Annotated in this window: 26 protein-coding genes; 15 read left to right on the top strand and 11 right to left on the bottom strand. The window is 60.7% G+C overall.

Translation table 11 applies throughout. The features are described 5' to 3' along the window. Positions 1 to 64 precede the first annotated feature (64 nt). From ftsL to mraZ, 3 genes are read right to left on the bottom strand one after another with little or no spacing between them, the layout of a single operon-like run. Entirely contained in the window at positions 65 to 328 is a 264-nt protein-coding gene (gene ftsL, locus A7P95_RS02400) for a cell division protein FtsL (RefSeq protein WP_067590594.1), read from the bottom strand. After that, positions 321 to 1,277: a 16S rRNA (cytosine(1402)-N(4))-methyltransferase RsmH gene (gene rsmH, locus A7P95_RS02395; RefSeq protein ID WP_067590590.1), complete on the bottom strand. Its 957-nt coding sequence runs from the start codon at positions 1,275 to 1,277 to the stop codon at positions 321 to 323. The genes ftsL and rsmH overlap by 8 nt, the downstream gene beginning before the upstream one ends. Beyond that, positions 1,274 to 1,729 (bottom strand): division/cell wall cluster transcriptional repressor MraZ, encoded by a 456-nt coding sequence (gene mraZ, locus A7P95_RS02390; protein WP_067590587.1) that lies wholly within the window; start codon positions 1,727 to 1,729, stop codon positions 1,274 to 1,276. Before mraZ ends, rsmH begins: the two co-directional genes overlap by 4 nt. 258 nt (positions 1,730 to 1,987) lie before the next feature. On the opposite strand from mraZ, the gene A7P95_RS02385 reads away from it, so the two are divergent. Continuing rightward, positions 1,988 to 3,139: a class I SAM-dependent methyltransferase gene (locus tag A7P95_RS02385; RefSeq protein WP_082890690.1), complete on the top strand. Its 1,152-nt coding sequence runs from the start codon at positions 1,988 to 1,990 to the stop codon at positions 3,137 to 3,139. A gap of 245 nt (positions 3,140 to 3,384) precedes the next feature. On the opposite strand, the gene A7P95_RS02380 is transcribed toward A7P95_RS02385, so the two are convergent. Both A7P95_RS02380 and rfaD read right to left on the bottom strand, forming a co-directional pair. Further along, positions 3,385 to 3,822, bottom strand: a complete 438-nt coding sequence (locus A7P95_RS02380; protein ID WP_067590583.1) for a GNAT family N-acetyltransferase — start codon at positions 3,820 to 3,822, stop codon at positions 3,385 to 3,387. Between the two features lie 230 nt (positions 3,823 to 4,052). Beyond that, positions 4,053 to 5,054 (bottom strand): ADP-glyceromanno-heptose 6-epimerase, encoded by a 1,002-nt coding sequence (gene rfaD, locus A7P95_RS02375; RefSeq protein ID WP_067590580.1) that lies wholly within the window; start codon positions 5,052 to 5,054, stop codon positions 4,053 to 4,055. Between the two features lie 127 nt (positions 5,055 to 5,181). Here rfaD and hslO point away from each other — a divergent pair, with 127 nt between their 5' ends. The 4 genes from hslO to A7P95_RS12305 all read left to right on the top strand — a co-directional run bounded on the left by hslO (position 5,182) and on the right by A7P95_RS12305 (position 7,825). Then, complete coding sequence (gene hslO, locus A7P95_RS02370) at positions 5,182 to 6,072, top strand: Hsp33 family molecular chaperone HslO (RefSeq protein WP_067590578.1); 891 nt, start codon at positions 5,182 to 5,184, stop codon at positions 6,070 to 6,072. A gap of 135 nt (positions 6,073 to 6,207) precedes the next feature. Continuing rightward, complete coding sequence (locus A7P95_RS02365) at positions 6,208 to 7,143, top strand: dihydroorotate oxidase (protein ID WP_067590576.1); 936 nt, start codon at positions 6,208 to 6,210, stop codon at positions 7,141 to 7,143. A 122-nt stretch (positions 7,144 to 7,265) separates the two neighbouring features. Beyond that, positions 7,266 to 7,592, top strand: coding sequence for a hypothetical protein (locus A7P95_RS02360; RefSeq protein ID WP_156503471.1), 327 nt, complete (start codon positions 7,266 to 7,268; stop codon positions 7,590 to 7,592). A gap of 101 nt (positions 7,593 to 7,693) precedes the next feature. Further along, a complete protein-coding gene (locus A7P95_RS12305) occupies positions 7,694 to 7,825 on the top strand; it encodes a hypothetical protein (RefSeq protein ID WP_281179399.1) in 132 nt (43 codons plus the stop codon). Between the two features lie 91 nt (positions 7,826 to 7,916). On the opposite strand, the gene trpS is transcribed toward A7P95_RS12305, so the two are convergent. The 3 genes from trpS to gshA form a co-directional block, all read right to left on the bottom strand. After that, a complete protein-coding gene (trpS, locus tag A7P95_RS02355; RefSeq protein ID WP_067590565.1) occupies positions 7,917 to 8,924 on the bottom strand; it encodes a tryptophan--tRNA ligase in 1,008 nt (335 codons plus the stop codon). A 259-nt stretch (positions 8,925 to 9,183) separates the two neighbouring features. After that, complete coding sequence (locus A7P95_RS02350) at positions 9,184 to 9,627, bottom strand: hypothetical protein (protein WP_156503470.1); 444 nt, start codon at positions 9,625 to 9,627, stop codon at positions 9,184 to 9,186. 134 nt (positions 9,628 to 9,761) lie between these two features. After that, positions 9,762 to 11,105, bottom strand: a complete 1,344-nt coding sequence (gene gshA, locus A7P95_RS02345) for a glutamate--cysteine ligase (protein WP_067590561.1) — start codon at positions 11,103 to 11,105, stop codon at positions 9,762 to 9,764. Positions 11,106 to 11,203: 98 nt separating this feature from the next. On the opposite strand from gshA, the gene mnmM reads away from it, so the two are divergent. The 5 genes from mnmM (at position 11,204) to A7P95_RS02320 (ending at position 14,981) form a co-directional block, all read left to right on the top strand. Continuing rightward, the gene (gene mnmM, locus A7P95_RS02340) at positions 11,204 to 11,785 is read left to right on the top strand and encodes a tRNA 5-(aminomethyl)-2-thiouridylate-methyltransferase MnmM (protein ID WP_067590558.1); all 582 of its coding nucleotides are present in this window, start codon (positions 11,204 to 11,206) and stop codon (positions 11,783 to 11,785) included. A gap of 36 nt (positions 11,786 to 11,821) precedes the next feature. After that, positions 11,822 to 12,262: a hypothetical protein gene (locus tag A7P95_RS02335; RefSeq protein ID WP_067590555.1), complete on the top strand. Its 441-nt coding sequence runs from the start codon at positions 11,822 to 11,824 to the stop codon at positions 12,260 to 12,262. A 148-nt stretch (positions 12,263 to 12,410) separates the two neighbouring features. After that, on the top strand, positions 12,411 to 12,782 hold the full coding sequence (locus tag A7P95_RS02330) for a SirB2 family protein (RefSeq protein WP_067590551.1): 372 nt from the start codon (positions 12,411 to 12,413) through the stop codon (positions 12,780 to 12,782). 123 nt (positions 12,783 to 12,905) lie between these two features. Next, on the top strand, positions 12,906 to 13,583 hold the full coding sequence (locus tag A7P95_RS02325) for a response regulator (protein WP_067590549.1): 678 nt from the start codon (positions 12,906 to 12,908) through the stop codon (positions 13,581 to 13,583). Positions 13,584 to 13,667: 84 nt separating this feature from the next. Continuing rightward, complete coding sequence (locus A7P95_RS02320; RefSeq protein ID WP_067590547.1) at positions 13,668 to 14,981, top strand: ATP-binding protein; 1,314 nt, start codon at positions 13,668 to 13,670, stop codon at positions 14,979 to 14,981. Positions 14,982 to 15,213: 232 nt separating this feature from the next. On the opposite strand, the gene A7P95_RS02315 is transcribed toward A7P95_RS02320, so the two are convergent. The 3 genes from A7P95_RS02315 to yihA form a co-directional block, all read right to left on the bottom strand. Continuing rightward, positions 15,214 to 16,491, bottom strand: a complete 1,278-nt coding sequence (locus tag A7P95_RS02315; RefSeq protein WP_067590544.1) for an N-acetylmuramoyl-L-alanine amidase — start codon at positions 16,489 to 16,491, stop codon at positions 15,214 to 15,216. Continuing rightward, positions 16,461 to 16,940, bottom strand: coding sequence for a tRNA (adenosine(37)-N6)-threonylcarbamoyltransferase complex ATPase subunit type 1 TsaE (gene tsaE / locus A7P95_RS02310; RefSeq protein ID WP_067590540.1), 480 nt, complete (start codon positions 16,938 to 16,940; stop codon positions 16,461 to 16,463). Before tsaE ends, A7P95_RS02315 begins: the two co-directional genes overlap by 31 nt. Positions 16,941 to 17,118: 178 nt before the next feature. Beyond that, positions 17,119 to 17,778: a ribosome biogenesis GTP-binding protein YihA/YsxC gene (yihA, locus tag A7P95_RS02305; RefSeq protein ID WP_067590718.1), complete on the bottom strand. Its 660-nt coding sequence runs from the start codon at positions 17,776 to 17,778 to the stop codon at positions 17,119 to 17,121. A 137-nt stretch (positions 17,779 to 17,915) separates the two neighbouring features. On the opposite strand from yihA, the gene A7P95_RS02300 reads away from it, so the two are divergent. The 5 genes from A7P95_RS02300 to ccsB all read left to right on the top strand — a co-directional run bounded on the left by A7P95_RS02300 (position 17,916) and on the right by ccsB (position 23,030). Continuing rightward, positions 17,916 to 18,554: a c-type cytochrome gene (locus A7P95_RS02300; RefSeq protein ID WP_067590539.1), complete on the top strand. Its 639-nt coding sequence runs from the start codon at positions 17,916 to 17,918 to the stop codon at positions 18,552 to 18,554. A 206-nt stretch (positions 18,555 to 18,760) separates the two neighbouring features. Next, positions 18,761 to 19,114: a YgiW/YdeI family stress tolerance OB fold protein gene (locus A7P95_RS02295; RefSeq protein WP_067590538.1), complete on the top strand. Its 354-nt coding sequence runs from the start codon at positions 18,761 to 18,763 to the stop codon at positions 19,112 to 19,114. A gap of 111 nt (positions 19,115 to 19,225) precedes the next feature. Beyond that, positions 19,226 to 19,588 carry a PepSY domain-containing protein gene (locus A7P95_RS02290; protein WP_067590537.1) on the top strand — a complete coding sequence of 121 codons (363 nt, stop codon included), beginning with the start codon at positions 19,226 to 19,228 and terminating at the stop codon, positions 19,586 to 19,588. A 156-nt stretch (positions 19,589 to 19,744) separates the two neighbouring features. After that, positions 19,745 to 21,793 carry a cytochrome c biogenesis protein ResB gene (locus A7P95_RS02285; protein WP_067590536.1) on the top strand — a complete coding sequence of 683 codons (2,049 nt, stop codon included), beginning with the start codon at positions 19,745 to 19,747 and terminating at the stop codon, positions 21,791 to 21,793. Between the two features lie 34 nt (positions 21,794 to 21,827). Beyond that, positions 21,828 to 23,030 (top strand): c-type cytochrome biogenesis protein CcsB, encoded by a 1,203-nt coding sequence (gene ccsB, locus A7P95_RS02280; protein WP_067590715.1) that lies wholly within the window; start codon positions 21,828 to 21,830, stop codon positions 23,028 to 23,030. Positions 23,031 to 23,193 lie beyond the last annotated feature (163 nt).

Below are 23,193 nucleotides of genomic sequence, written 5' to 3'. Positions count from 1 at the left end.
CCATACTCTCTGCTGCCGCCTGCTGCCGACAATTCAACTCATTATTTTATTTAGCTCACCCGCATCAATAGCTTAAGCGGACGATTTTGGTATTCTGCATGGTGGGCGCCTGCAACTGCTGCTTCTGCGCCACATCCTTGATAAAGTCGTGGTTGGCCAATTTGGCCTGCTGCCATTGCAGGCGGCGGTATTCTTCTTCCAAATCCGCCTGCCGCTGGTTTTCTTTTTCCAGCGCGATAAACGATTCGCGCGAGCTATCTTGCACCGACACTACCGCCAGCGCCGACAACAACACCAGCACAAACAGCAAAATATTCAGCTTATTCATCGGCAAACTCTCCCGCCGTCCGTTCGGCCACGCGCAACACGGCAGAGCGTGCGCGCGGATTGGCGGCCACTTCCGCCGCCGAAGCCTTTTGCGGCTTGCCGATTTCCGCCAGGGGCGGCATCTGCCGCTCGCTCTCGCGCACCATCACCCACTTGGGCAGCGGCGCCGGCCGGCTGTGGCGGCGGATAAACTGTTTCACAATCCTGTCTTCCAGCGAATGGAAGGCAATCACCGCCAAGCGCCCGCCGGTTTTCAGGTAGCCTGAAGCCTGCGGCAGCACGGCGGCTATTTCTTCAAGCTCACGGTTGATGAAGATCCGCACGGCCTGAAACGTCCGAGTCGCCGGGTCTTGCCCGCGCTCACGAGTACGGACGACTTGCGCCACGAGCTGCGCCAGCTGGCCGGTTGTAGCGATGGGGCGCTCCTGCCGCTGCTGCACAATCGCACGCGCAATCTGGCTGTTAAACCGCTCTTCACCATAATCTCTGATTACCTCGCGAATCTCTTTTTCGTCGGCTTCGGCCAGCCACTGCGCGGCGGTTTGGCCGCGTGTAGTGTCCATGCGCATATCCAGCGGCGCATCGTGGCGGAAGCTGAAGCCGCGTTCGGCGTTGTCGATTTGCGGCGAAGACACGCCCAAATCAAACAGCGCGCCGTCCACCGCTTCGATGCCCAGCTCTTGTAAGGCTACCTGAAAACCGGCAAAGCCCCCGTGCACTACGTGCACGCGCTTGTCGGTTTCCGCCAGCTGCCGCGCCACGGCCACCGCCTGCGGGTCTTTATCGAACACCACCAGCCGGCCGTGTTCGCCCAGCTTCGACAAAATCAGGCGGGAATGCCCGCCCCGGCCGAAAGTGCCGTCCACATAAATGCCGTTCGGTTTCACCGCCAAGGCGTCCACCGCCTCGTGCAGCAGCACGGTTACGTGCCCCCATTCCTGCTGGCTCATAAGCGGAACCCGGCCTTATCCAGCTGCGCGGCCAATTCGTCCGGATCCATATCCAGCACCGCATTCATATTGGCTTCCCACTGCTCGCGGTTCCACAATTCCAAGCGGTCAGCGCGGCCCACCAGCGTTACTTCCTTATCAAACTGCACGCGGCGGCGCAGGCTCGGCGGCAGCAGGATGCGGCCGGAAGCATCCAAATCCAGCGTTTCGGCGTGGTTCAGCATCAAATCGCGGAACATTCTGGCCGCCGGATTGCCCGACACATTCATCGCCTGCAAGTTTTCCGCCGTTTTCTGCCACTCCGCCTCCGGATACATCACCAAATGCGTGCGCGCCTCCACGGTTACCACCAAAGACGGCGTGTAGTGGCACGCAAGCAGATCGCGGAACTTGGCCGGAATCGCCAAGCGCCCCTTGCTGTCAATGCTCAATTCATGTACGCCGCCAAACACTTTGCCCCACCTTCGGTTGATTTCCGGAATTGTAAAGGCACTTTGCCCCACAATTCCCCACGAAACGACACTATACGCAAAGCCGCCCCCACGGTCAATTGCCAATGCGGCAAAAATGCAGGATTAACAAACTGTTTTTACATAAAATAGTTTGCCCCGCCCGCCCCGCTGCCGATTTTATTGCCGCCCGTTATTTCGCCTCACGGCAGCAAACCTTTATAATCCCGAATGTTTTCCGATTTTTCATGTAATTGCTCTATGAACCGCCCTGCCCTGCCCGAGCCTTCCGCCGAAGAAAGCGCCTCCTCCCGCGCCCTGTGTGGCTTGATACAACAACACATCCGCGAGCGCGGCGGCTTCCTGCCCTTTGCCGACTTCATGCAGCTCGCCCTCTACCAGCCGCAATACGGCTACTACACCGGCGGCGCGCACAAAATCGGCGCCGGCGGCGACTTCATCACCGCCCCCGCGCTCACCCCCCTGTTTGGGCAAACCCTCGCCACGCAGCTTTTGCCCCTGCTGCCGCAAACCGCCGGCAACGTGTATGAATTCGGCGCCGGCACCGGCGAGCTCGCCGCCCAGCTGATTAGCGAACTTTCAGGTAGCCTCAAGCACTACCACATCATCGAAGTCTCCCCCGATTTGGCCGAGCGCCAACGCCGCCACCTCGCCGCCACCGTACCGCAATATCTGCACAAAATCAGCTGGCTGGCCGAGCTGCCCGCCGAGCTCGACGGCATCGTGATCGGCAACGAAGTGCTCGACGCCATGCCCTGCGACATCGTGCGCCGCGAACACGGGCAATGGCGGCTGATGGGCGTGAGCCTAAACGAAGCCGGGCAATTCCAATGGCAGAGTACCCCCCTGCCCGCCGAGCTTGCCGCCGAAGCCCAAGCCCTCCTGCCCGACATCGACGGCTACACCAGCGAGCTGCACCTGCGCCAGCAAGCCTTCGTGCGCACCCTCGCCCAGCGGCTCGCGCGCGGCGCCCTGCTCTTTATCGACTACGGTTTCGACGCTGCCCAGTATTACCACCCCCAGCGCAGCGGCGGCACTCTCATCGGCCACTACCGCCACCACACCGTGCACAACCCCTTCGAGCGCGTCGGCCTCACCGACCTCACCTGCCATGTGAACTTCACCGCCCTCACCGAAGCCGCCGTGCAGGCCGGGCTCGACCTCATCGGCTACGCCACCCAAGCCGCCTTCCTGCTCAACCTCGGCCTCACCGAACGCCTGGCCGCGCAGGGCAGCCCCGAAAGCGAAGCCTACATCCGCGCCGCCGCCGCCTGCCAAACCCTGCTCGCCCCGCAGGAAATGGGCGAGCTGTTTAAAGCCATCGCCTTCGGCCGCCGCATCGACCCCGACTGGCAAGGCTTCGCCCTCGGCGATTTGTGCCACAAACTCTAGCCGCCGCTTGAGCCGCCTTGCAGCCGGTGTTTCAACCCCGTTGAAGCTCACGCTTTCAGGTAGCCACCCTGTCTCCGCCAACAGCAAAACGCTTGCAGAACCTTATCCTGCAAGCGTTTTATAGTGGATTAAATTTGCCGAAACCCGCCAATCCAACCCAAGGCGGCCTAAAATCCTGCGCCGAAAAATTTTCAGGTAGCCTCTGAGCGCTTAGAGGCTACCTGAAAACCTATAATCCGGCGTGTTTACACATCCAGCCGGTAGAAGTTGAAATCCTCAATCCGGTGGAAGCCGGTTTTCGGATAGAACGCGTTGCCCGGGGCGTTGGTTTTGGCGGTGTCCAGAATCACGCCGGCGGCGCCAGTATCCTGCGCCAGGCGTTTGGCTTCGGCAATCAGCTTGGCGCCGCAGCCGTGGTTGCGGCATTCGGGGCGCACAAACAAATCGTTCAGCATCCACAAGGGCTTGAGCGCCAGCGAATCAAACAGCGGGTAGAGCTGCATAAAGCCCACCGCCTGCCCGCTTTCTTCGCACAGGTAGAGCCGCGAATCGCCGTTTTCCAGCCGCTGCCGGAGGAAGGCGCGGGCTTTTTCGGGCTGCGATTCCACTTGGTAAAACACCAGATAGGCGGCAAACAGCTCGGTTAAGGCATCCAAATCCTGCAAAGTGGCGGCACGAATCATTGCTTTCTCCTTTCGGTAGTGAGTTTTGGCCGATAATGGCGAGTTTGATGATATACTTAACAAGGGCGGCAAACCAGCAGATAAATCAAGGATTGCTGGCTTGGAATTGCGGTTGGCGCTTTCAGGTAGCCTTTGCTTGCGAAAAGGCTACCTGAAAAACATCCGCCCAAAATTTTCAGGTAGCCTCCGCATCGGGAAGGCTACCTGAAAATTTTTGCCTGTGCCGCACCTTAATCCTGCTCGGCCAGCCAATCCACATAGCGGCGCACGCCGGCGGCCACGTCGTCGAAATCTTCGGCGTAGCCGGCTTCGCGCAGGGCGCCGATGTCGGCCTGGGTGAAGCTTTGGTATTTGCCTTTGAGCGCCTCGGGGAAGTCGCTATACACAATCAGCCCTTGCGCCACCAATTCTTCCAGCGGCAGCTCGGGCTTGCCTTCGCGGGCGCGGCAGGCGTTAACGGTGGCGGCGGCGAGCTCGTTGAAGGTTTGGCTGCGGCCGGTGCCGCAATTGAAGATGCCGGAGATGTCGGGGTGGTCGTAGAAGAAAAGGTTCACTTTGGCCACGTCTTCCACGCTGATGAAGTCGCGGCTTTGCGCGCCGGCGGGGTAGCCGTCGTAGCTGCCGAAAAGGGTAACGCGGCCGTGCTCGCGGTATTCGTGGAAATGGTGGAAGGCCACGGAGGCCATGCGGCCTTTGTGCTGCTCCTGCCGGCCATACACGTTGAAATAGCGCAGGGCGACCACTTGGCTGTGCAGCCCCTGCGCCATGCGGCGGCGCAATACTTGGTCGAACAGGAATTTGGAATAGCCGTACACATTGAGCGGGGCTTCGAGCTCGCGCTGTTCGCGGAAGGTTTGGCCTTTGCCATATACGGCGGCGGAGGAGGCGTGGATGAGGCGGATGCGTTCGTCTTGGCACCAGTCGAGCAGGTCGAGCGTGTATTGGTAGTTGTTGTCCATCATATACACGCCGTCGTGGCACATGGTGTCGGAGCAGGCGCCCTGGTGGAAGATGGCTTCGATGTCGTCGCCGTTGATTTGGTGGGCGCGCACTTGGCGGATGAATTCGTGTTTGTCGAGATAATGGGCGATGTCGGCATGTACGAGGTTGCGGAATTTGTCGGCGCGGCTGAGGTTGTCCACCGCGATGATGTCGCTGATGCCGCGCCGGTTGAGCGCGTGCACAATGTTGCTGCCGATGAAGCCGGCGGCGCCGGTAACGATGATGGTCATGCGTATCTCCTGTTCAATCCAGTATCGGCGCGTATTCTAACCGATTTCAGGCTACCTGAAACTTGATATTCCGCCACCCGCAGCCATATTGCAGCCCAAGCTCAATTCATAACGATAAGGAAAACCCATGACCACCCATCCCGCCGCCGACCTGCGCACCCGCTTTATTTTCGACGACCAGCCCGTGCGCGGCCTGCACGTGCACCTGCAACACGTATGGCAACACATCGTGCAGCGCAAACACTACCCCGCCGTTATCCAAAGCGCACTGGGCGAGCTGCTGGCCGCCGGCGCCCTGCTCTCCAGCAACCTCAAGCTGCCTGGCAAACTCATCTTGCAAATCCAAGGCCAGGGCGACCTCAAAATGCTGGTGGCCGAAACCGACTCCAACCACAGCTGCCGCGCCACCGCCCGCTGGAACGAACAAGCCCGGCTCGACGACGGCCGCAGCCTCACCGAGCTGCTCGGCGAAAACGCCATTTTCGGCATCACCCTCCAGCCCAACGAAGGCGAGCCCTGGCAAGGCATCGTGCCCCTCGAAGGCAGCAGCATCGCCGCCATGCTCACCGCCTACATGCGCCGCTCCGAACAGCTCGACACCCACATCACCCTCGCCGCCTCCGAGCACGCCGTGGGCGGGCTGCTGCTGCAAAGGCTACCTGAAAAACAAATCGACGCCGACGCCTGGGCACACTACACCACCCTCGCCGACACCCTCACCGCCCAAGAGCTGCTCAGCCTAGACGCCCAGCACCTGCTCTACCGCCTCTTCCACGAAACCCCGCCGCGCGTGTTCGAGCCCGAAGCCCTCGAATTCGCCTGCACCTGCTCGCGCGGCAAAGTGAGCGACATGCTCCTGCTCCTGGGCGGGCAGGAAGTGGGCGGCATCGTGGCCGAGCAAGGCAGCATCGCCATCGACTGCGACTTCTGCGGCGAAAAATACGTGTTCGACGACACCGACATCCAAGCCCTGTTCGGCATGGAAATCGAAGCCATGATCGGGCAGCAGCTGCAATAATATCCGTATGCTTTCCACAATCAAGGCTACCTGAAAACTGATTTTCAGGTAGCCTTTCCCTTGCACTGCCGCAAGCCAAGCCCCCGCCGTTCGGGTACAATACCGGGCGTTCCGCCACCAATCCAAGGAGACACCATGCCCAGCACCCAAACCCAAATCGCCGGTTTCCAATTCAACAACTGCCTGATGAACGCCGCCGGCGTGGCCTGCATGACCATTGCCGAGCTCGAAGAAGTGAAAAACTCCGCCGCCGGCAGCTTCGTCACCAAAACCGCCACCCTCGAGCCCCGCGCCGGCAACCCCGAGCCCCGCTACCGCGACGTGCCCCTGGGCAGCATCAACTCCATGGGCCTGCCCAACCAAGGCCTCGCCTACTACCTCAACTACCTGCTCGACCTGCAAAACCGCGAGCCCGAGCGCACCTTCTTCCTCTCCCTCGTCGGCATGTCGCCCGATGAAACCCACACCATCCTGCGCCAAGTGCAGGAAAGTGGCTTCACCGGCCTCACCGAGCTCAACCTCTCCTGCCCCAACGTGCCCGGCAAGCCCCAAATCGCCTACGATTTCGAAACCACGGAAAAACTCCTCGGCGAAGTATTTGCCTATTTCAGCAAGCCGCTGGGCGTGAAGCTGCCCCCCTATTTCGACATCGTCCACTTCGACCAGGCCGCCGCCATCTTCAACAAATTCCCCATCAAATTCGTCAACTGCGTCAATTCCATCGGCAACGGCCTCTATGTGGAAGACGAAACCGTGGCCATCCGCCCCAAAAACGGCTTCGGCGGCATCGGCGGCGAATACATCAAGCCCACCGCGCTGGCCAACGTGCACGCCTTCTACCAGCGGCTCAACCCCGCCATCCAAATCATCGGCACCGGCGGCGTGCTCACCGGCCGCGACGCCTTCGAACACATCCTCTGCGGCGCCAGCATGGTGCAAGTGGGCACCACCCTGCACAAAGAAGGCGTGTCCGCCTTCGCCCGCATCACCGAAGAGCTGCAAGCCATCATGGCCGAAAAAGGCTACGAAACCCTAGAAGACTTCCGCGGCAAATTGAAATACCTCGGCTAAGCCCAAGCCGCCGTTGCAACGACAAAAGACTACCTGAAAACATCAACTCACATTTTCAGGTAGCCTTTGTATACCCCGGCTCAAACATTCATGCCCAATATTTACCGCAAGGCATTAATACTATGGTTTTCCTACAAGACTTAGTTGCCCAATCTGCCGAATTCTATTCAGCAAAACAACGGTTGGATAGATTGCTGACTCATTGCCATAGCAAGATTAAAGAATTAATCCAATCCATGCAGCAGGCAGATTTTGAAGATGCCGGCGAAATATTTACAGAATTATTTGCCATACAGCAGGCCTTGTCCGCCGCCAAGCACAAATACCTGCCCGATTTGGAGCTAAGCAGCTTCTTGAACGATTTCCTCTACTTTTTCGACAGGCAGGACGAATACAACAAGCGGTATTTGTATACCCATTTCCAACAATCCAATGATTTACCAGATTAATTTGCCTATTCCCCTATTTCAACAGGCTACCTGAAACTTCAAATCCTTCGTAGGGGCGGATTTTATATCCGCCCTTTTCGCTTGTTTCCAACGGCGTGGGCATGCCGATATTCGCGGTGCGGGCGGATGTGAAATCCGCCCCTGTGGCGTGGCGGCGTGCTGCCGAAACCATTACGGCAAACCGTATGCGCATTCCGCACGCCCTGCCCTTTCCGCAACAAAAGGCTACCTGAAAACGATGTCTTGGCGCAGCCAAGGCTGAGTTTCTGCGAAGCTAAAATTTCAGGTAGCCTTTTTGCGTGTTGCACCAAACAATTATGCGGCTTAGCGCAATGCGCGGATGCCCACGGCGTCGCGCACTTGGTCGAGCAGCTCGCGGGCCTGTTTGCGGGCTTTGGCGGCGCCGGCTTGCAGGATGTCTTCGATTTGCGCGGGGCGGGCTGTGAGCTCGTGGAAGCGTTCGCGTTTGGGGGCGAGCTCGGCGTTGAGCTTGGCGCCGAGCAGTTTTTTGGCTTCGCCCCAGGCCAGGCCGTCGGCGAGCATTTGGGTGAATTCGGCGGTTTCGGCGGGGGTGGCGAAGGCTTTGTAGATGTCGAACAGGGGGCTTTCGTCGGGGCTTTTGGGCTCGCCGGGCTCTTTGAGGTTGGTGATGATTTTGTTCACGGCTTTTTGCAGCTTTTTCTCGCTTTCAAACAGGGGGATGGTGTTGCCGTAGCTTTTGCTCATCTTGCGCCCGTCGAGGCCGACGAGGAGTTCGACGTTGTCGTCTACTTTGGCTTCGGGCAGCACAAACAGTTCTTTGAAGCGGTGGTTGAAGCGCTGGGCGATGTCGCGGGTCATTTCCACGTGTTGGATTTGGTCGCGCCCCACGGGCACCTCGTGGGCGTTGAACATGAGGATGTCAGCGCTCATAAGGATGGGGTAGCTGTAGAGGCCCATTTCCACGCCATGGTCTTGGTCGGTTTGGCCGGCGTCGAGGTTGGCCTGCACGGCGGCTTTGTAGGCGTGGGCGCGGTTCATCAGGCCTTTGGCGGTGATGCAGGTGAGTATCCAGTTGAGCTCGGGCACTTCGGGGATGTCGCTTTGGCGGTAGAAGGTGGTGCGCTCGGGGTCGAGGCCGCAGGCGAGCCAGGTGGCGGCCACGGCTTGGGTGGAGGCGTGGATGACTTCGGGGTCGTGGCATTTGATGATGCCGTGGTAGTCGGCGAGGAAGAGGAAGGATTCGGCGTCTGGGTTGGCGGCGGCGGCAATGGCGGGGCGGATGGCGCCGACGTAGTTGCCGAGGTGGGGGATGCCGGTGGTGGTAACGCCGGTAAGGACTCGTTTTTTCATGGGGAGCTTTCGTGTGGTTTGCGGGGATGGGGGGCCGCGGTGCGGGGGCGGCGGGAAAGTGGGGGATTATAGTGCAAGGGAGGGTAGCGGTCATGCCTGCTGCGGGGTGGCGGAGAAATTTTTTAGCTTCGCAGAAACTTGGCTGCGCTATGTTTTCAGGTAGCCTTTGTTTGGGGAAAGGCTACCTGAAAATTAGAATGATGGTGTAGGCAACCCGTTGCCTACACTACCCGTCTTCACTTTCTTATATATATCAGCATTATGCCGTAATCCACTTTTGCGAGAGGGGCGCATAAATTTTTGCATTTTTATTAAATGTATCGTATTCGGTAATCAGTTGCTTAAATGCCGATATTTCTTCAAAAAATACATCTTTGCCAACTGAAAAACCCGATATATACAATTCATCCGACGATAACCGCGCAAGTTCTAACGAACGCTGAATAGCCTGAAGGAAGATTGGAATATTCTCCTCAGTCTGTAAATAATCCTTCAGCGAAACTAGGATACCGACAACCCAATGAGGCAACAATTCTTCAATTTCTGCTCGTAACGCCACCATTTTATCGGGATGTTTTTCAGTTCCTCCAACAGAATGGCAGCAAAGACTTCGCCTGTTGCATTGTGTATCCAGAAATATTTTTCTTTGTATGCAATTGCCATTGTTCCCATTAGCCCCTAGTCTTCGGTATCTTTCCTTCATGTATTAATATTAAAAAAGGCTACCTGAAATTTCAGCTTCGCAGAAACTCTACTGCGCTGTGTTTTAACTGCGTTGAAGCTTCGTTTTAACTTCGCTGAAGCTGGCGCTTTCAGGTAGCCCTCCATTCCATCACATCAACCCTGCTCCAACTCAATCGAAGCCGCCAAGAGCGAGAGCCGCGCCATCACGCCGTACACATACAGCCGGTTGTTGGCGCAGTCGCAGCCCTGGTTGTAGTCGGGCAGGCCGAGCGTTTGCCACTGCTCGAACACACGCTTGCTGCCGGCGAGGTATTCCGGGTCTTCGCCGCTGCTGTCGGTTTGCGGCATATTGCGGCTCAGGGGCACGAAGCGCATGCCGCTGGCGTTGAGGTTTTCATCCGTGCCCCTCCCTTCGTGCACGCGGAAGAAGCCGCCCACCACGAAGCGGTCGATCATATACACCACCGGCTCGGCCACGGCGCCGTTGAGCGTTTCGTAGGTGTAAATCCCTTCCTGCACAATCACTTCGCTTACCGCCAAGCCTTCCTTCACGGTGGCCATTTTGTTGCGGTTTTTGCGGTTGAGCGCGCGCACTTCGTCGGCGGATTTCACGCTCATCACGCCCATGCCGTAGGTGCCGGCGTCGGCTTTCACAATCACGAAGGGCTGGTCGGTGATGCCTTTTTCGTTGTACTTGGCCTGCGTTTTGGCCAGCACGCGCTCCACGGCGGCGGCCAGCGCATCTTCGCCTTCGCGCTCGTGGAAGTTCAGGCCGGACACTTTTTCAAAATAGGGGTTGATCTGCCATTCGTCCACGCCGATCAGCGCGGCAAATTCGGCGGCCACTTGGTTATAGGCGGCGAAGTGGGCGGTTTTGCGGCGGGTGGTCCAGCCGCCGTGCAGGGGCGGCAGCACGGTGTGGCGGATGCCCTGCAAAATTTCGGGCACGCCGCCGGAGAGGTCGTTGTTCAGCAGCACGAGGCAGGGAGAGAAGCCGTCGGCCAGGTGCACGCGCTCGCGGGTGCGTTGCAGGGGCTCGAGCAAAATGGTGTGCCCCAGTGCGGTTTGAAACTCGGTGGGCGCGGTGATTTCGGGGTTGAGGCTGCCCAAGCGCACGGCAAAACCGGCCTGGCGCAGGATATTGCTCAGCGCATACACGTTTTCCAGATAGAAGGTGTTGCGCGTATGGTTTTCCGGCACAATCAGCACGGATTTGGCCGATTCGCAATAGCGCTCCACCGCGTCGGTGGCGGCAGCGGCGGCCAGCGGGCTGAACTGCGGGTTGAGGTTGTTGAAGCCGCCGGGGAAGAGGTTCATGTCGATGGAAGCCATTTTGTAGCCGCTGTTGCGGATGTCCACCGAGCCGTAAAACGGCGGTTTGTGCCGCTTCCACTGGCTGCGGAACCAGGCTTCGATTTCGGCTTGCTTTTGCAGGATGAGTGTTTCAAAATCCCGCAGATATTGCGCGTATTGCGGGGAAATGGCCGGAATGCCCATGCTGATTATCCTTTCAAACGGTGCGTGCAGACGGCAGGCATTATACTCCAAGCCCGCGCCGCAATCGGCAATCCCCTTATATCCCGCAAGGCTATCCCATGCTCGACAACATCCTCCCCTTCGCCCACCGCCTGCTCGCCCAAGCCACGCCCGAGGGCGGCACCGCCATCGACGCCACCGCCGGCAACGGCCACGACACGCTGTTTCTGGCGCAATGCGTGGGCGCGCGCGGCCGCGTGTATGCTTTCGACATCCAGCCGCAAGCCCTCGCCGCCACGCAAACCCGTTTGCAGGAAGCCGGAGAGGAGCAGCAGGTGCGCCTGATTGCCGACAGCCATGCCCGGCTGGCGCACTATGTGCACGAGCTCGCGCACAGCATTGTGTTCAACTGCGGCTACCTGCCCGGCGGCAACAAATCGCTCACCACCGAAACCGGCAGCACCCTCGCCGCGCTCGGCCAAGCCGTGCGGCTGCTACGCCCCGGTGGGCTGCTGGCCGCCGTGCTCTACCCCGGCCACGCCGCCGGCGCGCTCGAAGCCGAAGCCGTATCCGCCTGGGCGGCCGAACTGCCGCAGCAGCAGTTTGCCGTATTGCGCTACGGCTTCCTCAACCGCCGCAACCGCCCGCCTTATCTGCTGGCCATCGAAAAACACGCCGCAGCCGCAGCAAAGGCTACCTGAAATCTGAAACGGCAACTTCATCCAAGCTCAAACCCTATGTCTAAAAAACGAAAACGCCAATCCGCCCCCGAATTTCCGCCCGCCCTCTTCCCTTATATCCAACAAGCCAGCGATGACACCCTGCGCCGCATCAGCCGCTTCGACTACGGCATGGAAGCAGAGCGCCACTTCAATGCCCTGCACCAAATCGTGCACGAGCAAAACGGCTACGTGAGCTTGGGTTTAGATCAAGCCTTCTACCCCGGCGACGTGATCGAACTGGCCGCCTTCGACCCGCAAGACGCTTTCGCCTACACAGTTTGCCACCTCATCATGATACAGAGCGAGCTGGCCGAAACCTGCCGCTTCACCCTCTCGCCCTACTGGAAACGCTACCGCACAGGCGAACGCGAAGCCCTGCCGCCCACCATGCAGGCCCAGCTCGACGCCGCCTACCGCCTCGCCGACGAACGCGGCTGCCTTGACCACGATTGGTAATGCCGAAAAGGCTACCTGAAAATACCCGCCATATTTTCAGGTAGCCTTCCCCATTTCACCCCAAAGGGCTATTGGCTGTTCTCATACTTTCAGGTAGCCTTCCGCCTGCCAACTAAAACACCCACACACAAACACCACCGGAGCCGCCATGTACCCCATCGTCAAACACAGCCACCTGCTGTTCGTGATCATCACCGTTATCCTGTTCAACCTCCGCTTCTGGCTGCGCACCGCCCGCCCGCAGCGCCCCGTGCCCAAAGTGCTGCGCTTCCTGCCGCACATCAACGACACCCTGCTGCTCTTCACCGGCATGATGTTGATCGCCCTTACCCGCTACACCCCCTTCGGCAACGCCAACTGGCTCGGCGTGAAGCTGATTTTAGTGGTGGTGTATATTTTTCTCGGCATGTTCTGCCTCAAAAGCCCGCCGCGCTCCGGCAAATGGTGGCTCGGCTACGCCCTCTCGATGGCCTGCCTCGGCCTCATCTACTGGCTCGCCACCTACAAACCCCTGTTTTAACGCCCACCCGATTCAGCCAACAGGCTACCTGAAAAATCCAGCCGCCCTATTTTCAGGTAGCCTAATTTTCAGCTAATTCACCCCTGCTATACTGCCGCCATCTTTTTCAGGTAGCCTCCCACCATGCGCCTCCTCCTCATCGAAGACGACACCATGATCGCCGAAGCCGTAGCCGGCAGCCTCCGCGACAGCGGCCACGCCGTCGATTGGCTCGACAACGGCCACAGCGCCACCGCCGCCCTCAAAAGCCAAAGCTACGACCTCATCCTGCTCGACCTCGGCCTGCCCGGCCAAGACGGCCTCAGCGTATTGCAGCAACTGCGCGGCAGCGGCAACCCCACCCCCGTGCTCATCCTCACCGCCCGCGACGACCTCCACAGCCGCCTATCCGGCCTCGACGGCGGCGCCGACGACTACCTAGTGAAACCCTTCGACATGGCCGAGCTGCAAGCCCGCATCCGCGCCATCCTGCGCCGCCACCACCGCCAGGCCAACCCTGCCCCCGGCAACGGCGCCCTCACCCTCCATCCCGCCGCCCACCAAGTGCACATCGCCGGCCAAAGCGAGCCCGTCATCCTCAGCAACAAAGAATTCGCCATCCTCGAAGCCCTGCTCCAACGCCCCGGCACCATCCTCTCCCGCAGCAGCCTCGAAGACAAAATCTACGGCTGGGGCGAAGAAGTGGAAAGCAACGCCATCGACTACCTCATCCACGCCCTGCGCAAAAAAATCGGCAAAGAACACATCAAAAACATTCGCGGCGTCGGCTGGATGGTGCCCAAAGAGCCCCAGCCCGACTAAACCCGCAAACCCCCCATCAGGCTACCTGAAACCCGCAAGCCGCCCAAAATCAGCATATTAAAAGTTTCAAAACACCCAAACCCCATGAAGCTCCCCCTCCCCTTCCGCCACTCCCTCCAGCTGCGCCTCGCCGCCGCCCTCATCGCCGGCGGCTTCTCCTTCTACGACAGCTACCGCAGCACCCACAAGCTCCAAGACGACCTCCTGCGCCAAATCGCCGCCCACATCGACCCCCAAAGGCTACCTGAAAACACCGAAAGCCAGCGCGATGCCCACATCCGCATCCAAACCCCCGCCGGCGAGCAAGCCCGCGCGCATCATCAAGACAAAGACGACGAACACATCACCCTCCCCCCCAACCTCCCCGAAGGCCTCCACACCTTCCAAGAGCCCGGCGACAGCGACACCTACCGCGCCTACATCCGCCACACCCCCCAAGGCCCCATCGCCGTCTTGCAAGAAAACGAATTCCGCGAAGACATGGCCGAACACGCCGCCTGGAGCAGCGCCCTGCCCCTGCTCCTGCTCGCCCCCCTCTCCATCCTCCTCACCATCCTCATCGTCCAGCGCACCATGCAACCCGTGCGCCGCCTCTCCCAAAGCCTCGACACCCGCCCCAGCGCCGACCTCACCCCCCTGCCCGAAGCCGGCCAGCCCCACGAAATCCGCGGCTTCATCCGCGCCATCAACCACCTGCTCGCCCGCACCGAAGCCGCCATGCAGCAGCAGCAACGCTTCATCGCCGATGCCGCCCACGAACTACGCAGCCCCATGACCGCCCTCTCCCTGCAAGCCGAACGCCTCGCCGCCCAGCCCCTGCCCGAGCCCGCCGCCGGCCAGCTCGCCACCCTCCTGCAAGGCATCCGCCGCAACCGCCATCTGCTTGAGCAGCTCCTCTCCCTCACCCGCGCCCAAGCCCCCGAAGCCCAGCGCCCCAAAGCCCTCCTCAGCAGCCAAGCCCTCTTCCGCAGCGTGATTGAAGACCTCCACCCCCTCGCCGAAGCCAAACAGCAAGACCTCGGCGTAGCCAGCCCCGCCGACCCCATCTTCCACGCCAACCAAGCCGAGCTCTACACCCTCGTCAAAACCCTCACCGACAACGCCATCCGCTACACCCCCGCCGGCAGCCAAATCGACCTCTCCGCCGCCGAAACCCCCGGCCACATCATCCTGCGCATCGAAGACAACGGCTCCGGCATCCCCCCCGCCGAACGCAGCCGCGTGTTCGACCCCTTCTACCGCATTCTCGGCAGCGGCCAAGAAGGCACCGGCCTCGGCCTCTCCATCGCCCGCACCATCGCCGAACGCCACGGCGGCCGCATCGAGCTTTCCAACAGCCCCCGCTTCCCCAGCGGCCTGCTCGTCAGCGTTTACCTCAGCAAAAGCCATCTCGGCTAACCGTCTTTAATCACCAGCAAAATTTTCAGGTAGCCTTCCATCCAACAAAGACTACCTGAAAGCGCCAGCTTCAGCGAAGCTAAAACACCGGCTTCCACGAAGCGAAAACCACCCGCCCCAACCATCCAAACCAGCCTGCCCGCCGCTACCGCCGAAGCACAAAAAGGCTACCTGAAAATGTTCCCACACATTTTCAGGTAGCCTTTTAATTTGACACAAAATACCGCTGCCGCTAACGCCGCACCACCACCGCCGTGGCCAGATAGCGTTGCGCGCCAGCAGTAATCGCGCGGGCGGCTTTTTGGCGGAACTGGCTGCTGGCCAGCATCCGCTCCTCGGTGGGGTTGGAGATGAAGGCCGTTTCCACCAAAATCGAAGGAATATCCGGCGCTTTGAGCACGGCAAAACCGGCCTGGTCCACATGGCCTTTGTGCAGGCGGTTGATTTTGCCCATTTCATCCAGCACCGATTTGCCCAAGCGCAGGCTGTCGTTGATGGTGGCGGTTTGCACCAGGTCAAACAAGGTATGGTCCACCTGCCGGTTGCCGCTCACGCGGATGCCGCCGATTTGGTCGGAAGCGTTTTGCGACTGCGCCAGCCAGCGGGCGGCGGCACTGGTAGCGCGGCCGCGGCTGAGGGCATACACGCCGGTGCCGCGCGGCTGCGGCGTGGTGAAGGCATCGGCATGAATCGAAATGAAAATATCGGTCTTGCGGCTGCGCGCCTTGGCCACGCGCACGCCCAGCGGGATAAACACGTCTTCGTTGCGCGTCATGTATACCTGGTAGCCGAGCCGTTCCATTTCGCGCTTGGCCTCGCGTGCAATGGAAAGCACCACGTCTTTCTCGCGCAGGCCGCTGGGGCCGACCGCGCCGGAATCTTCGCCGCCGTGGCCGGGGTCGAGCATCACCACCAGCCTGCGGTTGCCGCGCCGCGTGTTGGCGGCATGGTTCTGCACCGGCGGCACGCTGGTTTGCGCCTGCGCGGTGGCGGTGCCGTCTTGGCGGATGCGGCCGTTGGTGTAGTCTTGCAGGAGCGCCATCAGCGGGTCGTTGGCTTCCTGCGCTAGCGCCACGGCCTGCGTGGGATAGAGGTCGATCACCAGGCGGTGTTTGAAATTGGCCACCGGCGCGAGTGCGAACACTTGCGGATTGACGGCGGTTTTCAAATCCATCACCACGCGGATGGTGTCGGGATTGAACTGCCCCACGCGGATACCGGCCACATACGGGTCGTTGCGGCTCAGCTTCTGCGGCAGGCTCTGCACCACACCGTCGAGGCTGGCGCCTTGGATGTCCACCACCAGGCGGCGCGGGTTATCCAGCAGAAAGTATTTGTGTTGCAGCGGGCGGGTGGATTCGAGCGTGGCGCGGGTGTAGGAGGAGGCCGGCCACATGCGCACGGCCACAAATTGTGGCGCGGCGTGTGCTTCGCCGGTGGGCGTGATGCTCAAGAGCAGCAGGCCGGCGGCGCTGTGGGTTAGGAAAGTTCGGCGGGTAAGTTTTGCCATAATGCGAGGAGTTGTTTGCCTTTTTCGGAAGCGGCGCTAAGGGTGCAGATGCGGCCACCGCCTTGCATTTGCAGGGCGATGGAGAGGTCGGCCTCGGGCACGAAGCCTGCGGCGCGCTGCGGCCATTCGATGAAGTGGACGGCGGGGGCGGCGAATAAATCGTCGAGCCCGGCGTCTTCCCATTCTTCGGGCGAGGCAAAGCGGTATAAATCGAAATGATGTACCGCCAGGCCGCCCGGCTCGTAGCTTTCCACAATGGCGTAGGTGGGGCTTTTCACCGCGCCGGTGTGCCCCAGGCGGCGCAGCACGGCACGCACCAGCGTGGTTTTGCCGGCGCCCAAATCGCCTTCGAGCCACAACACCAGCGGCGCGGCCAAATCGGGCGCAATGCGGGCGGCGAGGGCTTCGGTGGCGGATTCGCCGTTGAGGAAGAGGGAAAGCTTGTCCATTGCAGGATTATACCCTGAAATATTGTTGGGAAAGTTTAAGCGGCGCGGTGCTAGGCAGGTTTCAGGTAGCCCTTGGCGGCCTTGGCTGAGGCTACCTGAAAATGCGGGTGCGGCATCATTCAAAGTTGGCCTGCCCTTTAGCGTGGAAAATTGGCCGCTCCCTTTCTTTTTGGATTTTTCAGGTAGCCTCTTCTTCGTTGGCGGCGGCCGGCCCGTTTTCAGGTAGCCCGTGCGCCGCCTGCCATTGCGCAAACCATCCGGCCACCACTTCGTCCACTTCTTCCATGCCCTGCTTTTTCAGGCTGGAAAACAGCTGCACGCCCACGGCCTGCCGCTCGGCAAAGGGCTGGAGTGCGCGGCGCACGGCGGCGAGGGTTTTGATTTGCTCGTTTTTGGAAAGTTTGTCGGCTTTCGACAACAGAATATGCACGGGCTTGCCGGTGGCGGCAAAAAAATCCAGCATTTGTTTGTCGAGTTCTTTGAGCGGGTGGCGCGCGTCCATCACCAGCACCAGCCCGATCAGCTGGGGGCGGGTTTGCAGGTAACCGCCGAGCAGCTGAATCCAATGCGCGCGCACGGCTTCGGGCACTTGCGCGTAGCCGTAGCCGGGCAAATCGGCCATGTAGCAGCCGTTGGCGAGGCGGAAGAAGTTGATGTGCTGGGTACGGCCCGGGGTTTTCGACACGAAGGCCAGGCGCGTGTGGCCGGTGAGCGTGTTGATGGCGCTGGATTTCCCGGCGTTGCTGCGCCCCACGAAGGCGATTTCGGCGGGCGTATTCGGCAGGTCTTTGAGGTGGTTTACCGTGGTGAAGAATTCGGCGTTTCTAAAAAGCGGCATAAGCTGGAACAAAAAGTAAAATTTAGTATAGAATACCACGTTTATAACAATATCGGTTTCAATCGGGCTGCCCGGTTGGAAAACAGAGTATTTGGGAGGGCGCGGCAAACAGCGCCCCGCTGATTCGGAGCATATTCATGAAACACACTACCCTTGCCGGCCTCCTGCTGGCCGTTTCCGGTTTCGCCCTGGCCGCGCCGCCCGCTGCCGACGCCGCCCGCGGCAAACAGATTGCCGACACCGTGTGCGCCGCCTGCCACGGCGCCGACGGCAACACCAACATCGCCATGTATCCGCGCCTTTCCGGCCAGCATCCGGCCTATAGCATCCAGCAAACCCTGGCCATCAAGGCCGGCCAGCGCAACACCGGCGCCGCCGTAACCATGCGCCCCCTGGTGGAAAACCTGAGCGAGCAGGATATTGCCAACGTGGCCGCCTATTTCTACCGCCAGATTCCCAAATCCGGCGAAACCAACCCCAAAGAAAACCCCGAACTGGGCGCGCGCCTGTTCCGCGGCGGCATCGCCTCGCGCGGCATTCCCGCCTGCATGTCGTGCCACGGCCCAGGCGGCGCCGGCATCCCGGGCAACACAACCCAGCAAGAAAGCACCGTGGCCTACCCGCGCCTGGCCGGCCAGCACAAATCCTACATCGTAGACCAACTGCGCGCCTACCAGAGCGGCCTGCGCGGCAACACCATCATGGGCGACATCGCCAAGCGCATGAGCAACGAAGAAATGGACGCCGTGGGCAACTTCATCCAAGGCCTGCACTAAACCTTAGCCCCTTGCCCGCAGCCAACAGCCGTATCCCCCCCCGGATACGGCCGTTTTATTTTTCAGGTAGCCTTTAGCAGGTTTACAAAACTTTCCACTTCCCTAATTTTCAGCTAAACCACCCTCCCTATAATGCGAACCATCAAATCAAGGGCAACACCCGTTGCCCACTTTTTAAACCTCCCACCTCAAAAAAGGAAAACATCATGAAAAACGCTCTGCTCCTCACCGCCCTCTTGGCCGTATCCGCCACCGCCTCCGCCGGCTTCTCCGAAAACGGCCAGCCCGCCGCCGCCCAGCCCGCCGTTAGCCGCGTGGCCGACCTGCGCGGCCTGCCCGACGACGCCCGCGTTACCCTCGAAGGCCGCATCGAACGCCAAGTGCGCCGCGAACACTACATCTTCCGCGACGCCAGCGGCGCCATCGAAGTGGAAATCGACGACGACGTATGGCGCGGCCTGAACATCACCCCGCGCGACAAAGTGCGCCTCGAAGCCGAAATCGACCAAGAATGGCGCCACACCGAAGTGGACGTGAAAGCCGTTACCCGCATCCAGTAATCATCCCCGGCAGGCTACCTGAAAACGAGCTTCGCGAGTTTCTGCGCAGCGCTAAAACATTTTCAGGTAGCCTTTCCCTTTGTTTGCCACACCCCAACCGAAAGGACGCCCATGCCCGCACGCAAACCCTCCCTGCTGCTGCTCGCCGCCACCCTGATGGCCGTCTCCCTGCCCGCCCTGGCCGACCGCCACGACCATGATGACCACCATCACCACCATGGCAGCCACGCACAGCAACACCGCCCGCAGCGCGCCCAAGCCAACCGCACGCGCCAAGGCTACATTTCCAGCGCCCGCGCCGCCAACATCGCCGCCCGCCACACCCGCGCCCGCGTTACCGACGTGGATTTCACCACCTGGCGCGGCCGCCGCGTGTATGAAGTGGATTTAGACGCCCGCCGCGGCGACTACGAAGTGATCGTGGATGCCCGCAGCGGCCGCATCCTCTCCTCCAAATTCGACCCCGACGATTAACCCCCTTGCCCGCCTAGCGCACAAAGGCTACCTGAAAAAGCGAAAACCACTTTTCAGGTAGCCTTTCCCTTCTCTGCAAATCCGCCGAAAGTTTGCGCTAAATCAGGTATAATTCCATTATTTTATCCCTTTTCCGCCCGGCCGGATTTTCGGTTTATGAGTACCCCGCCCGCCCCCGCCCAAACCCCGCTGTTGCGGCGGCCTTGGTTTGCCTTCCTCAGCTCCATGCGTTTCGCCGTGGCGCTGCTTTCGCTGCTGGCGCTCGCTTCCGTGATCGGCACGGTGTTGCAGCAAAACCAATCCGAAGTGGCCTATTTGGTGGAATTCGGCCCGTTTTGGCACCAGATTTTCCGCTTCCTCGGCCTCTACGACGTATATTCCGCGCCATGGTTTGTGGCCATCCTCGCCTTCCTCATCCTCTCCACCGGCCTGTGCCTCTGGCGCAACATCCCGCCCTTCCTGCGCGAAATGCGCGGCTTCCGCATCAACGCCTCCGCCCGCTCCTTGGCCGCGATGAAACACAGCACCCAGCTCAGCCAAGCCCCGCAGCCCGACATCGCCGAACGCTACCTGAAAGTATCCGGCTTCGCCGTGCGCCGCGAGCAACGCGCCGACGGCAGCCTCATCATCGCCGCCAAAAAAGGCAGTATCAACAAATGGGGCTACATCTGCGCCCACGCCGCCATCATCGTCATCTGCCTGGGAGGCCTCATCGACAGCAACCTGCCGCTCAAGCTCGCCGTATTTTCAGGTAGCCTCAAGCCCGACAAAACCGCCCAATTCTCCAACGACTTCGGCGCACAAAGCCGCCTGGGCAGCGGCACGCTCTCCTTCCGCGGCAACGTAAACATCCGCGAAGGGCAAACCATCCAAGAAATCTTCCTCGACACCGGCAACGGGCTGCTGGTGCAGGAGCTGCCCTTCAGCGTCACCCTCAAGCAATTCCACGTGGAATACTACGACAGCGGCATGCCGAAAAACTTCGCCAGCGACCTCGTCGTTACCGACAAGCAAAGCGGCGACACCTACACCCCCACCCTGCGCGTGAACCACCCCTTCACCCTGCATGGCATCACGCTCTATCAGGCCAGCTTCGGCGACGGCGGCTCCGGCCTCACCTTCCGCGCCTGGAACCTCGGCGCGGCCTCCGCCGCATCCACCGAGCTCAAAGCCGCCTCGCTCAGCGCCTTCCCCCTGCATTTGGGGCAAAGCCAGCCCGATAAGCAATACACCCTCGAATTTGCCGAGCTGCGCCCGCTGAACGTGGAAAACGAAGAAGAAGCCGACAGCAGCAGCGCTCCGCAACAGCCCGGCAGCCTGCAACAGCGCCTAAACGACGCCCGCAGCGTGCGGCAGGCCGACGCCCAGCGCAACGTCGGCCCCACCATCACCTTCCGACTGCGCGACCAGGCCGGCCAGGCGCGCGAATACGTCAACTACATGCTGCCCCTGCGGCGCGGCGGCGACTACTATTTCGCCACCGGCGAGCGCGCCAGCAACGCCGAGCCCTACCGCTGGCTGATGATTCCCGCCGACAAACAGGGTAAGCCCGACACCTTCATGCACCTGCGCGCCGTGCTGCTCAATCCCAAACAGCGCCAAGCCGTGCTCGACCGCGCCGTGGCCGATATGCCCGAGGCCTCCAAAGCACGCTTCCGCGACGCGCTCAACAACATCTTGGAACTCTTCGCCCGCGAAGGCCTCACCGGCATCAACCAATTCGTGCAAACCCAAATCCCCGCCGCCGAGCGGGAACGCATGCGCGAGCTGTTCTACCAAATGCTGTTTGGCGCGGGCAACATCGCGCTCGATCAGGCGCTGGCCGAGCAAGGGCTGGAATGGCCGCAGGGCGAGGAGCGCAACCGCTTCCTACTCAACAGTTTCGACGCCTACACCGGCCTCACCCGCTTCGGCTCACCCGTGCTGCTGCAATTAAACGGCTTCAACGAAGTGAAATCCTCCGGCCTGCAAATGACCCGTTCGCCAGGCCAAGGCTGGGTGTATCTCGGCTCGGCACTGCTGATATTGGGCACGTTTTTGATGTTTTACATCCGCGAGCAGCGCGCCTGGCTGCTGTATCACAACGGCAGCGTGCGCTTTGCCATGAGCGCCGCCCGCCACCCGCGCCGGCTCGAACAATCATTTAGCCAACACACACAACACCTCACGCGCCTCGCACAGGAGCTCAACCATGACCAACCCTGATTCCCCCACCCGCGTTCTGCCGCAGCCGCCCGCCATGGCGCAGGCTCAGGCACACGATGCCTACGCCCCGCCCGAGCTGCCGGCGCACGAACTCTTGCAGGAGCGCCGCTTCTGGAAACGCCTCACTTGGGCCGACTGGCTGTTTGCCGCCCTCATGCTTGCCATTGCCGCCGCGGTGCAGATTCTGCTGCCGCACCGCATGGATGCGTATGAAGTGTGCATTTTGTGGGGCAGCGCGGCAGCGGCGATCGCCTTGGGCTGGTTCGACAAGCCCTTGCGCTGGTTTATCCCGCTGTGCATCGCGCTCGCTTATGCCGCCACGCAGCTCTATGCCGGGCAGATGGCCAACGGCGAACGCTTCCTGCTGCGCTATTTCCTGGCCAGCCAATCGGCCATCGGCTGGCTGTGCGCGCTGGTGCCGATGGCCTGGCTGTGCTACGCGCTGGGCCTGCTCGGCGGCAAACGGCAGGCTGCCGATGCGCCGGCCACGCCGCTGCTGCGCATTGCGCGCGCGCTGGCTTGGGCAGCCGCCGTGGCCGGCTTCACCGGCATGCTGGTGCGCTGGCACGAAAGCTACCTGCTCAGCCCGGGCAACGGCCACATCCCGATTTCCAATCTGTATGAAGTGTTTATCCTGTTTATCGTGATCACTTCGCTGATGTTCCTCTACTACGAAGGCAAGTTCCGCCTGCACCGGCTGGGCGTGTTTGTGTATGCCCTGCAAACGATTTTGGTGGGCTTTGTGCTGTGGTACACCTTCAGCCGCAACGCGCAGCAAATTCAGCCGCTGATTCCGGCTTTGCAGTCGTGGTGGATGAAGCTGCACGTGCCGGCCAACTTCATCGGCTACGGCGCGTTCTGCCTGGCGGCGTTTCTCGGCGTGGCCGAGCTGATGAAGCTGAGCCGCCCCGCGCTGCGCCTGCCGGAAGCGGAAGTGATTGAGGAGGTGATGTATCAGGCCGTGGCCGTGGGCTTCCTGTTTTTCACCATCGCCACCGTGCTCGGCGCGCTGTGGGCGGCAGATGCCTGGGGGCGCTATTGGAGCTGGGACCCGAAAGAAACTTGGGCGCTGGTGGTGTGGCTCAACTATGCGGCCTGGCTGCACATCCGCCTGGTGCGCGGCTGGGGTGGCAGGCTTTTGGCCTGGTGGGCGATTATCGGCTTCTTCATCACCGCCTTCGCCTTTGTGGGCGTGAATATGTTCCTCAGCGGGCTGCACTCCTACGGCGGGCTTTGAGGCTACCTGAAAAATAAAATCTTGCCTTGGCAAATGCTTAACAGCCTTGCCTGGCACTAAAAGGCTACCTGAAAATAGTTTGGTTTTTCAGGTAGCCTTTATTACGCCTCAACGGGCTACAGCCTTGGGCAATATGCTTCCTATCTATCGGGGCGGCGGATTT

The sequence above is a fragment of the Eikenella longinqua genome (genome assembly GCF_001648355.1).
In the GTDB taxonomy this organism is placed as follows: Bacteria; Pseudomonadota; Gammaproteobacteria; order Burkholderiales; family Neisseriaceae; genus Eikenella; species Eikenella longinqua.
This window is presented reverse-complemented; position numbering and strand designations above follow the sequence as displayed.

Coding starts and splice junctions, on each gene's coding strand:
- ftsL (WP_067590594.1), bottom strand. CDS start 328: ATGAATAAGCTGAATATTTTGCTGTTTGTGCTGGTGTTGTTGTCGGCG.
- rsmH (WP_067590590.1), bottom strand. CDS start 1,277: ATGAGCCAGCAGGAATGGGGGCACGTAACCGTGCTGCTGCACGAGGCG.
- A7P95_RS02385 (WP_082890690.1), top strand. CDS start 1,988: ATGAACCGCCCTGCCCTGCCCGAGCCTTCCGCCGAAGAAAGCGCCTCC.
- A7P95_RS02380 (WP_067590583.1), bottom strand. CDS start 3,822: ATGATTCGTGCCGCCACTTTGCAGGATTTGGATGCCTTAACCGAGCTG.
- rfaD (WP_067590580.1), bottom strand. CDS start 5,054: ATGACCATCATCGTTACCGGCGCCGCCGGCTTCATCGGCAGCAACATT.
- hslO (WP_067590578.1), top strand. CDS start 5,182: ATGACCACCCATCCCGCCGCCGACCTGCGCACCCGCTTTATTTTCGAC.
- A7P95_RS02365 (WP_067590576.1), top strand. CDS start 6,208: ATGCCCAGCACCCAAACCCAAATCGCCGGTTTCCAATTCAACAACTGC.
- A7P95_RS02360 (WP_156503471.1), top strand. CDS start 7,266: ATGGTTTTCCTACAAGACTTAGTTGCCCAATCTGCCGAATTCTATTCA.
- A7P95_RS12305 (WP_281179399.1), top strand. CDS start 7,694: ATGCCGATATTCGCGGTGCGGGCGGATGTGAAATCCGCCCCTGTGGCG.
- trpS (WP_067590565.1), bottom strand. CDS start 8,924: ATGAAAAAACGAGTCCTTACCGGCGTTACCACCACCGGCATCCCCCAC.
- A7P95_RS02350 (WP_156503470.1), bottom strand. CDS start 9,627: ATGAAGGAAAGATACCGAAGACTAGGGGCTAATGGGAACAATGGCAAT.
- gshA (WP_067590561.1), bottom strand. CDS start 11,105: ATGGGCATTCCGGCCATTTCCCCGCAATACGCGCAATATCTGCGGGAT.
- mnmM (WP_067590558.1), top strand. CDS start 11,204: ATGCTCGACAACATCCTCCCCTTCGCCCACCGCCTGCTCGCCCAAGCC.
- A7P95_RS02335 (WP_067590555.1), top strand. CDS start 11,822: ATGTCTAAAAAACGAAAACGCCAATCCGCCCCCGAATTTCCGCCCGCC.
- A7P95_RS02330 (WP_067590551.1), top strand. CDS start 12,411: ATGTACCCCATCGTCAAACACAGCCACCTGCTGTTCGTGATCATCACC.
- A7P95_RS02325 (WP_067590549.1), top strand. CDS start 12,906: ATGCGCCTCCTCCTCATCGAAGACGACACCATGATCGCCGAAGCCGTA.
- A7P95_RS02320 (WP_067590547.1), top strand. CDS start 13,668: ATGAAGCTCCCCCTCCCCTTCCGCCACTCCCTCCAGCTGCGCCTCGCC.
- A7P95_RS02315 (WP_067590544.1), bottom strand. CDS start 16,491: ATGGCAAAACTTACCCGCCGAACTTTCCTAACCCACAGCGCCGCCGGC.
- tsaE (WP_067590540.1), bottom strand. CDS start 16,940: ATGGACAAGCTTTCCCTCTTCCTCAACGGCGAATCCGCCACCGAAGCC.
- yihA (WP_067590718.1), bottom strand. CDS start 17,778: ATGCCGCTTTTTAGAAACGCCGAATTCTTCACCACGGTAAACCACCTC.
- A7P95_RS02300 (WP_067590539.1), top strand. CDS start 17,916: ATGAAACACACTACCCTTGCCGGCCTCCTGCTGGCCGTTTCCGGTTTC.
- A7P95_RS02295 (WP_067590538.1), top strand. CDS start 18,761: ATGAAAAACGCTCTGCTCCTCACCGCCCTCTTGGCCGTATCCGCCACC.
- A7P95_RS02290 (WP_067590537.1), top strand. CDS start 19,226: ATGCCCGCACGCAAACCCTCCCTGCTGCTGCTCGCCGCCACCCTGATG.
- A7P95_RS02285 (WP_067590536.1), top strand. CDS start 19,745: ATGAGTACCCCGCCCGCCCCCGCCCAAACCCCGCTGTTGCGGCGGCCT.
- ccsB (WP_067590715.1), top strand. CDS start 21,828: ATGGCGCAGGCTCAGGCACACGATGCCTACGCCCCGCCCGAGCTGCCG.